5 protein-coding genes are annotated in these 9,599 nt (G+C 67.0%); 4 read left to right on the top strand and 1 reads right to left on the bottom strand.

The genetic code is table 11. The features are described 5' to 3' along the window. Nucleotides 1–1,502 precede the first annotated feature (1,502 nt). A complete protein-coding gene (locus CKO31_RS24315) occupies nt 1,503–2,321 on the bottom strand; it encodes a tyrosine-protein phosphatase (RefSeq protein ID WP_200242936.1) in 819 nt (272 codons plus the stop codon). Between the two features lie 637 nt (nt 2,322–2,958). Between CKO31_RS24315 and CKO31_RS24310 the strand changes: the two genes are divergently transcribed. From CKO31_RS24310 to CKO31_RS24295, 4 genes are all read left to right on the top strand, one after another. Further along, nucleotides 2,959–3,789 (top strand): polysaccharide biosynthesis/export family protein, encoded by an 831-nt coding sequence (locus CKO31_RS24310; protein WP_200242933.1) that lies wholly within the window; start codon nt 2,959–2,961, stop codon nt 3,787–3,789. 507 nt (nt 3,790–4,296) lie between these two features. Further along, complete coding sequence (locus CKO31_RS24305) at nt 4,297–6,642, top strand: GumC family protein (RefSeq protein WP_200242930.1); 2,346 nt, start codon at nt 4,297–4,299, stop codon at nt 6,640–6,642. A gap of 28 nt (nt 6,643–6,670) precedes the next feature. Beyond that, nucleotides 6,671–7,861, top strand: coding sequence for a J domain-containing protein (locus CKO31_RS24300; RefSeq protein WP_200242918.1), 1,191 nt, complete (start codon nt 6,671–6,673; stop codon nt 7,859–7,861). Nucleotides 7,862–7,867: 6 nt separating this feature from the next. Further along, the gene (locus CKO31_RS24295) at nt 7,868–9,160 is read left to right on the top strand and encodes a tetratricopeptide repeat protein (RefSeq protein ID WP_200242916.1); all 1,293 of its coding nucleotides are present in this window, start codon (nt 7,868–7,870) and stop codon (nt 9,158–9,160) included. Nucleotides 9,161–9,599 lie beyond the last annotated feature (439 nt).

Genomic DNA, 9,599 nt, shown 5'->3' with positions numbered 1-9,599 from the left:
AGGATGGGGAGCTGTCCTTCGACTGCGGGGGGCTTGCCATTGGTTTCACCCTGGCGGAGGTGTACGAGGACGTGATGCTCGGCCTTGATCGTCAGCGCGAGTAGTAGATCCTGGGGGCTTGCAGACAGGCAACCTGAGGTGGACCCCTGGCTTGCTGGTGGCGGTTCAGCGGTGCGGGCAGAGGCTTTGGGTGTTGGGTGTGTTGTGGGAGCGGCATCCTTGCCGCGACGATGCACCGCCGGTGGTGCCAGATTCGTCGCGGCCAGAGGCCGCTCCCACAGCGGCCCGTGGGAGCGGCATCCTTGCCGCGACGATGCGCCGCCGGTGCTGCCAGACTCGTCGCGGCCAGAGGCCGCTCCCACGGCGGCCCGAACGGCCCGTGGGAGCGGCATCCTTGCCGCGACGGTGCACCGCCGGTGCTGCCAGGGTCTTCGCGGCCAGAGGCCGCTTCCACAGCGAGCCGCGCGGTCCGTGGGAGCGGCATCCTTGCCGCGACGATGCGCTTGCCGGTGCTGCCAGATTCGTCGCGGCCAGAGGCCGCTCCCACAGCGGCCCGAGCGGCCCGTGGGAGCGGCATCCTTGCCGCGACGATGCGCCGCCGGTGCTGCCAGACTCGTCGCGGCCGGAGGCCGCTCCCACAGCGGCCCGCGCGGCCCGTGGGAGCGGCATCCTTGCCGCGACGGTGCACCGCCGGCGCTGCCAGGGTCTTCGCGGCCAGAGGCCGCTCCCACAGTAAGCCGAGCGGCCCGTGGGAGCGGCATCCTTGCCGCGAGGATGCACCACCGGTGCTGCCAGATTCGTCGCGGCCAGAGGCCGCTCCCACGGGGTGCTCTGGCTGTGCGGCCGATGGGGTCCACCTCACTCCACAATGAAGCCAAAGCCTGGAGCGCCGTCGAGAGGCTCGGGCCGTTGATCGAGGCCGCGCCTTCGGTGCTGGAGGCTTATCGATCCCGGTAAGGCTATCTCCTGCTCGACGAGCAGCAGATCGCCAGGTCCGGCGCACTGCCCAAGCGCCATCTCAGCGCAGCGCTGTTTCAGCTCGAGGCGAGCCGCGGCTCGGCGCCGGTGATGACCATCTTGCGTGCGCTCATCGGCTGGCTCCAGGCGTCTGAATGGCTGGCGGCGCTGCGCCTCGCGCCTGACTCGCGAAGCAGAGCTTCGGCGCTTGGGTCGCGAAGCTGGAGCTTCGCGACTAGGGGCGCCGGGGCCCCGGGACCCCGGGGGCGAGGGATACTGGGACGAGTGGTTCGACAGCGGCGCGAGTCCGCAGCGCCTTCGACACGGCCCTCGTCGCAAAGCTCTGCTTCGCGACGCCGGCCAGGCGCTGCTTGTCGTCGCTGTGCGGCTGTGCCCCGGGGGTGGTAGGCAATGGCTGGTGGAGTTGCGGTTTCCGCCCGAGAGCAGCGCATCGTCGCGGCGACGATGCTGCGCCCACGGAGCGGTTGGGCTGGGTGGTGGAGATGCGGCTGCGTGCGCGCTCTAGCGAGTGGGTGTGGAGCCGCTTAGCTGCCGGAGAAGAGCCGGCTCAGCCAGCCTCGGCGGTCTTTGCTTCGGCCTTGGGCCGGGGCCTCGCCCCGCTGGGCCGGCGGCGGCAGGACGCTGCTCGGGGGTTGGTCGTCTAGCACGGCGCGGGGGCGGTCTTCCACCAGGCGCTCCGCTTCTTCGGCGCCGACCCACTGGGCTGCGGCGTCTCGGCCTGCCGAGAGGATGGGGGGCCGGTGGTGGGGATCATGCGAGTCCGTGGCGAGGATGTGCACCACGCCGTCGTCGAGCATGCGCTCGCTCCAGTATTGGGCGCGGCGCCCGAACTCCCCGGTCAGTGCGCCGGCGGTGAGCTGAATCCATGCGCCGTCATCGGCGGCGTCTAGGAACCAGCCGTAGTGCGCGTCGTCCAGCCAGGTGAGGCGCTCGGGATGGGTGATGATGGGCGTGTAGCCGGCGGCAATGGTATCGAAGAGGGTCTCTGCAAAGCGCACGGGCACGGTGTGGTGCGGCGGCTCGAAGAGGAAGTACCGCGAGCCGTGCAGCGTAGGATGCGTGCCGCGGCGCAGCCCGATCAGAAGCTCGGGGACGATCTGGATATCTGCGCCGAAGGTCAGCTGCAACGGGATATCGGCCTCGGCGACGGACTGGCGGAAAGCGGCGACGGCGGCGGCGATGTTCTCGGTGGCGTTCTCGTAGAGCCCCGGGTAGATGTGCGGGGTGCACGCGGTGACTTCGATGCCGTCGGCCGCCGCAATCCGCGCCATCGCCAGAGAGGTCTCGAGGTCAGTGGCGCCGTCGTCGATACCGGGCAGCATATGGCAATGCAGGTCGATCAAGTGCCAATCTCCAGCAGAATTTGGTGAGCGCGGTGTCGGTTGCCGTGAGCCGTTTTCCCCGTTGGCGCAGGTCTCCCCGTGCGGCTTGCAGAGAATGCCTTGGCGCTCTTTATATTGGGAGCGGCACAGGCGGAATTCGAGACGCCCAGGCGGGTCTTTGCCTCAGCCGGCGGCCCAAACGACGCGCAGCCGCCTTGAGCGTTGGCGCGGCTTGCAACCCTAAGCCGGCGCCAGGCTCGCAGCGTGGTTGCCAACGGCCACCGAAGGCAAGCCAAGCCCACTACCGGTATTCGGGGCGCCGCTACGGCTGGTCGGCACATCCGCCGTTGGCTCGTGAGTGGCGCACAGCAGTATTCGCTTGGGCAAACCGTCTGGCCAGACCCTGTGCTCGCATCGCAGGCAGCGGGGCCGAACCCGGAGCCGGAGCCGCCCTTATGTTGCCGCAAGACTACACCGGCAGCGCAGGCGAGCCGGGCGCTGCCCGGCGGACGCGACGGTCACGCCCCCCGAGCTGCCGCGCGTCAGGCATTGCTTGGCTGCAAGCGCATGCCGGTTAAGGTGGTAAGCTAGCGATGTCAGCGCATGGGGCGCTCGCCGCTGGCGGTGCCCAAGCGCGGCCGCGCCTCGCACACACCCGATGTTGCCAGACGGACTGGCGTTGGGCATCATCGGAAATCTCTTGAAGATTCGAAGACTTCCCGCAATGCGTCAGAGCTGTTTGCTGTTCGGGGTTGTTGTCGCCACCGCCGGTCTTGCTGCCTGTGGCGGTGGGTCATCCGTCGTATCCAATGCCCAGCCCTTGCCCGGCGCGGAGCTACGTGCACAAGCGCCGCCGGCCACGGGCGCTCAACAAGAGGACCTTGTTCCCGCGCGGGTCGGCGTCCCGAACGACTCCGCCGTGGTCACCAATCACCGCATCGCTGCCGGCGATGTGCTAGACATCGAAGTCTTCCAGGCCGAGGAGCTCAGCACGACGGAGCGCGTGAACGACGGCGGCGCGATCGTCATGCCTTTGATCAACGCGGTGCCGGTGGCCGGCCTCACCACGGAGGAAGCAGAGCAGCGCATCGCCGCCGCGCTGGCCAAGGACTACCTGCAAAATCCGCAAGTCAATGTCTTTGTCTCCGAGTTCGCCGACATGGAGATCTCCATCGGCGGCGAGGTGGAAGCGCCCGGCGTGTTTCCTATCCGCGGTCGGACCACATTGCTCGAGGGCATTGCCCTGGCCGGCGGCACGAAGCGAACCGCCAAAGAGAACGAAGTGGTCTTGTTTCGCTCGCGACCGGCCAGCGCCGATGTCGACGCCTATGTGGTGGATCTCAAGAAGGTACAGACTGGCGAGCTGAGTGATCCTCTACTCGCCGCCAATGACAAGATCGTGGTTCCGAAGTCCGGGACCCGGGTTTTCATAGAAGACGTGCGGGATACCTTGCGCGGGTTCATCAGTTTCAACCCGCTGTTTTATTAGAATTGGCCCTGGTAACATCGGCCGACCCGTGCCGCTGCCGGCACTTGTGAGCAAGGGCGGTGCTTGCAACGCAGACCACTGCCGGTACAAGTGCAGCTGCCGAGCCTCGGTTGCTGCCTTGCGGGCCTTGATCATAACTCCGACCGTATCGCGCCAATGGCCCTGGGCCGCAGAGCATCCGCCTTTGCTCCCACGCTGGAGAGACTGGCCATGCATTGCCTGCTGCCGGCCCACATATGCCTCGGCGCAGGTCGGGCCGGCGCAAGGAGGCCGACAAGTAGGCGGTGTCGGCGAGCGCGGCGTCGGGCTTCGTGCCTCAGCCCGACCTACGGCGAATACTTGCCCCGTCTCTGGAGCGTGCAAATAAGAGCCATGTCGCTGGTTGGACTTATGACCGACGCCGCCCCGCGCCACTGTGTCATTCGCAATTGCGGTCAGCCGGGCCTTCTTGCCCAACGGAATCACGTTTGTACCTGTTTTACGTAGTCTTCATACAGCGCGCTGGACATGAACGATAACCCACCGATCGCCCGTTCGGATGACAGTGCCAGCAGCGGTGGTGCTATCGCCACCCGCCCCGGCGCGCAGCCGCCGGGGCCGGTCTACCCGCCGGGCTCGTACACTGATCCGCGTCCAGACGAAGACATCATCGATCTTCGCGAGTACTGGCGCCTGCTCATGCGCCGGCGGGCGACGATTCTGCTGGTGGTGGCCATCGCCGTGGTGCTTGCGCTGGTCGCGACCTTCAACGCAACGCCCATCTACCGAAGCACTGTGCTGCTGCAGATCGACCGCTCCGGGAACAAGGTCGTGGAATATGGCGATGTGACGCAGCAGGAGCGAAGCTTTTGGGGCGATCAAGAATTTTATTCGACCCAATATGAGCTACTGCGCAGCCGGACCTTGGCCCGCCGGGTGATCGATCAGGTCGGCCTCAGTACGCAGGAGGAGGAGTCAGACGAGCCCTCCTTCGTCAGCGAGGCGAAGGATGCCATTAAGGGCTTCATACGCACCGTCGCCGGCGGCGGCGAGGAAGCCGCAGATGCCGGAGGCGCGGTGGACCCGGCAATCGCCGAGCGCATCGCCGAGGAGAACCTCTTCCTTGCCAACCTGGCCGTGGAGCCGGTGCGGGACTCCCGGCTCGTGCGAGTCTCCTTTGAAAGCGCCTCGCCGGAAGAAGCCGCTGCTGTGGCCAATGCCATTGCGTCCAACTTTATCAGCATGAATCTGGAGCGGCGATATGACGCATCGTCTTATGCTAAGCAGTTCCTGAAGGAACAGCTCGAGCAGATGCGCGTCACGCTGGAAGAGTCGGAAAAGCGCTTCGTTGCCTATGCCCGCGAGCGCGAGATCGTCAATCTCGACGACCGGCTGGAGATCGTGCTGAACAAGCTGCGCACCATGAACGAAACGCTCATCCAGGCCGAAGCGGAGCGCTTCGAGGCGGAGGCGGCGTGGCAGGAGTTCCAGGAGGCGGGCGCCGATGGCTCGCCGGGCGTGCTCGCGAGCGAGGTTATCCAGTCCCTCAAGGAGCGCCTCGGCGACCTGCAGGCGGAGTATCAGGAGAACCTCCAGGTCTATAAGCCCGGCTACCCAAAGATGCAGCAGCTACAGAGCCGCATCGATGAGCTGCGCAGCGAGATCGGCCGCGAGACAGCAGCCATTGCGTCTTCCGTGAAGTCCGAGTTCGACGCGAAGGCTCGGGAAGAGGCATCGATCCGCCAGCGCCTGCGCGAGCTCAAGAGCGAAGCGCTGTCGCTGCAAGACCGCAGCACCGACTACGAGACCCTGCGCCGAGAGGTCGATACCAACCGCGAGCTCTACGACGGCTTGCTGCAGCGCATGAAGGAGGTCGGCGTCGCCGCCGGCGTCGGCGAGAACAATATCTCCATAGTGGACGCCGCACAGACGCCGCTGGCGCCCTACAAGCCGAGCCTGTCGAAGAATCTGGCCATCGCCATTGCGCTCGGGCTGTTCGCCGGCGTCGGTGCGGCCTTCCTGCTGGAGATGCTGGATGACAGCGTCAAGGCCAGCGACGATGTCGAGCGCCGCGTGGGCGCGCCGGTGCTGAGCCTGGTGCCCTATGCATCGGGCCGCCAGCACGGCCTGTCCGACGCCGAGGTGCCGCTCATCGCGTTCCGAGACCCCAAGAGCGCGGTGGCGGAGGCCGTGCGCTCGCTGCGCACCTCGCTGTTGTTCGCCACGTCCGAGGGCGCGCCCAAGATCATGCATTTCACCAGTGCGAGCCCGACAGAGGGCAAGACGACCACGGCCGTGAGCACGGCCATCGCCTTCGCCCAAGCCGGCGGTACGGTGCTGCTGATCGATGCCGATTTGCGCAATCCGTCTCTGCACCGCGCCTTCTCCCTGCCGAACGCCCTGGGGCTCACCAATCACCTTGCCGGGGATGCCGACCCCGCGGAGATCGCCCAGCCGACGATGGTGAAGAATCTGTTCACCATCACCAGCGGCCCCTTGCCGCCGAATCCGGTCGAGCTGCTCTCGACATCCAAAATGGCGGATCTGCTCAGCCTTGCGGTGGAGCGCTTCGACCATGTGATCATCGACGGCCCGCCCGTAATCGGGCTCGCGGACGCGCTGGTTCTGGCCAATCTGGCCCGCGCCACGATCTTCGTGGCAGAGCCTGGCACCACCCGTAAGCAGGATGTCGACGGTGCGATCCGGCGCTTGCAACAGGCCAACGCCCGCATCATCGGCAGCGTGCTGACCAAGGTGGGCCGCTCCGGACAAGGCTATGGCTATGGCTACGGGTACGGGTACAGCTACAACTATCTGTACAGTTACGGCGGCAAGAGTCGGGACGCACAGCTGCCCGAGCAAGCCGATGCGTGACCCCTAACCTTGCAGCATTGGGGCCGCAATGATCCCGCCGCTGGTCAGCCTAGCGCTCGACTACTATCGCAATCCATTGTCTTACGGCCACTTGGCGGATGGCTCCTTTCCCCTGCCGCGCGGGTTCACACAGGAGTTCTCGGCGCTTTGCTCCGCGTTGTCGCCGCAGCACATGGATGCCACCGCCCAATTGCTGAACAGCTCAGCGGATGAGCTCGAGGCATCGGCGCGCTTCTTCGCGCGCCATGTGCTTCTCGACCCGAGCGTTAACCACTACCGGTGTCTCGGCGTCTCGCCGCGTGCGACACGGGACGTGATCCGCCTGCACTATTTGTTCTTGATCAAGCTGTTTCACCCGGACCGGCTGCATGAGGCGACCGCGGCGGATGTGGCCTGCTCGCGGCGCGTGAACGCGGCCTATGAGGTTCTGGCCGATGCCGACAAACGCGCGCGTTACGATCGGGACACACTGGGGCCCAAACGCAGGCTGACCTACAGCGACCCGCGCGAGTTCTTCGGGCCGCATGGGGTGCCGCTGCGAGCCGCAGAGGCGCCGCACATCGGGCGGTTTGCAGGGCGCAGGCGCGCTATAGGGATTGTGGTGGCGGGTGTCGTGCTGCTCGGCGGCGCCGGTGCGCTGGCGCTCTGGTCCCTCGAGCCGATGCGCTCGCTACGCGCGCAGCGACCGGTGGCGCAGGCCCAGACGCCGCCTCTGCCCTATTACCTGCGGCGCGAAGCGGCCACAGACCCGGCGCCGAGGCGCACCGAGGCGCCTGCCACGCAAGCAGCCGCCGCAGCGCCAGCAACGCCTGCGGCTGCCAACGCCGACCCCGCGGCAGTGGCCACGGACGCGGACGCGGCCGCCATAGGCTCGCGCATCGCCGAGCGGCTGCAGATCGCGCTGCGCCGCGGCGACACGGCGTTGCTCGCCGAGTTGCTCGCCAACCCTGCGGCGGGTGACCCGCGCCTGCCGGCCGACGGCACGCTGCATGCGGCGCAGCGGCGTCTCAGGGGGGACGGCAGGCTTTGGCTCGCGCTGGAGCACATGACCTGGCAGTGGCTGCCGGACGGGCGGATCACCGGCCGGGGCCGAGCGGTGGTGACCGAACAGGGCGCTGCCGATGCCACGCCAACCGAGCTCACGACCAACTTGACGCTGGAACTGGTGCCGGTAGACGCCGACTACCGCATCCAACGGATTCACCTCCAGGACGATTGACTCTCAGTGACCAAAGTGACTTTGCTGTTATGGCGGACCGTGCTGCTGATCATCGCGGCACTGCTCATCTGGCGTGTACTGGCCACCGGGCTCGCCGCACACTATGCGCAGCGCTTGGAAGCAGGCGACGCCGAGGCCCTGCAACAGGTGCTGACCTGGCAGCCCAACCATCCCTTGGGGCTGTATGAGCAAGCGATTCGTGTCGCCGAGGAAGACACCGGCGCGGCGCTGGGACTACTGGCCCGGGCGTATACCGCCAATCCCACCGCTCCGCGGCCGCTGCTTGCGGTCGCTGCCCTGTATCAGGAGCAAGGCCGCACGGAAGACGCCGACGCCCTGGTGCGTATTGCCGACGAGCTGGCACCGGTGAATCCGAGCATCCAACAGCAGATTGCGCTCTATTGGGATCAGCGCGGCGACGCGGCCACCGCCTTGCAGCATCTCAGCCGGGCCATGGCTGCGGACCGCCGCGTGGGGCGGGAGAATCTCCCCGTCATTCTGCGCCTCGCGGAGGAGCCGAGCTTGCGGCCACTGCTGGAGCCTATCGCCCTGGAAGCCCCCAAGTGGTGGCCGGGCTTCTTCCGCTATGCGACGCGGCGCGCTGACAACACGGACGTTGTCCGCTACCTAATGGAGCTGCGTCGGCGCATGGACACGGACGAGATCACCGAAGAGGAGCAAACCGCCTACCAGAACCGACTGCTGCGTGACGGTTACCCATCGGAGGCCTATCTGGCTTGGCTGAACATGCTGGAGCCCACGGCGCGCGAAGAATTGGGCTTGCTGTTCAACGGCGGGTTCGAGCTGCCGCTCAGTGATACGGGCTTCGGCTGGCGCACCCGTGGCCACAAGCAATTGGACATTCGTCCGCTGCGCACCCTGGGCGGTACGGGCGCGCAATCGCTGATGGTGCGCTTTAACAACTTCGAGGAACGCTTTAACCATCTCGCCCAGCGCTTGTTGCTGCAGCCGGGCACCTATCGGCTGACCGGTACGGCCCGCGTGGACGGGCTGGAGACCAAGGGCGGCGTGCGCTGGCGGCTCGCCTGCCGCGGCGATAGCCGTGGCCTGCTTGGTGAAAGCAAAGTGTTCTTGGGTCGCGCCGAGTGGTCAGATTTCTCCTTTGATTTCGAAGTGCCGGACGCCGGCTGTGAGACACAAGATTTACGGCTGGTCTCGGCAGGCAGGCACGGCTTCGAGCTGGATATCGACGGTGCGCTCTGGTTCGACAATTTGCGGATCGAGCGCACGGCAGGGCTCGATGCCGCCGCCCGCGCCGATGCGCTGCGGGATACGTGATCCGGCGCGGACCCTAGCAGCGGCCTCTGGCCGCGACGATGGGCCGAGGCCGCTGCCAGCGTCGCGTCGCGGCAGGGATGCCGCTCCCACGGCGCCGAGGCTCTGTGGGAGCGGCCTCTGGCCGCGACGATGGGCCGGCGCTGCCAGTCGCGTCGCGGCAGGGATGCCGCTCCCACGGCGCCAGCGCTCTGATAGGGGTAGGGAAGGCTTGCGCCTCCCCTCCCTCCGAACCGTGCGTGCAGTTCTCCCGCACACGGCTCTCCAGTCGGTTGTTTCCTCATCGGGATTGGCTCGCCGGCAGGAGCAGCATTGCGGGTGATCGACTCCGGGCCAGCGCAGGGGACGCCCGCAGGCGTCGCGTGGACCCCGTTGCCAGGGCCGCCAACATCCGCTCCGTCCACACCGGCGGCTCGACCCGGCGCCACTCGCGTGGCTCGCG

Origin of the sequence: Thiohalocapsa halophila (assembly GCF_016583825.1) — a bacterium.
In the GTDB taxonomy this organism is placed as follows: Bacteria; Pseudomonadota; Gammaproteobacteria; order Chromatiales; family Chromatiaceae; genus Thiohalocapsa; species Thiohalocapsa halophila.
The sequence above is the reverse complement of the archived record's forward strand: the minus strand, read 5'-3'. Positions and strand labels throughout refer to the sequence as shown.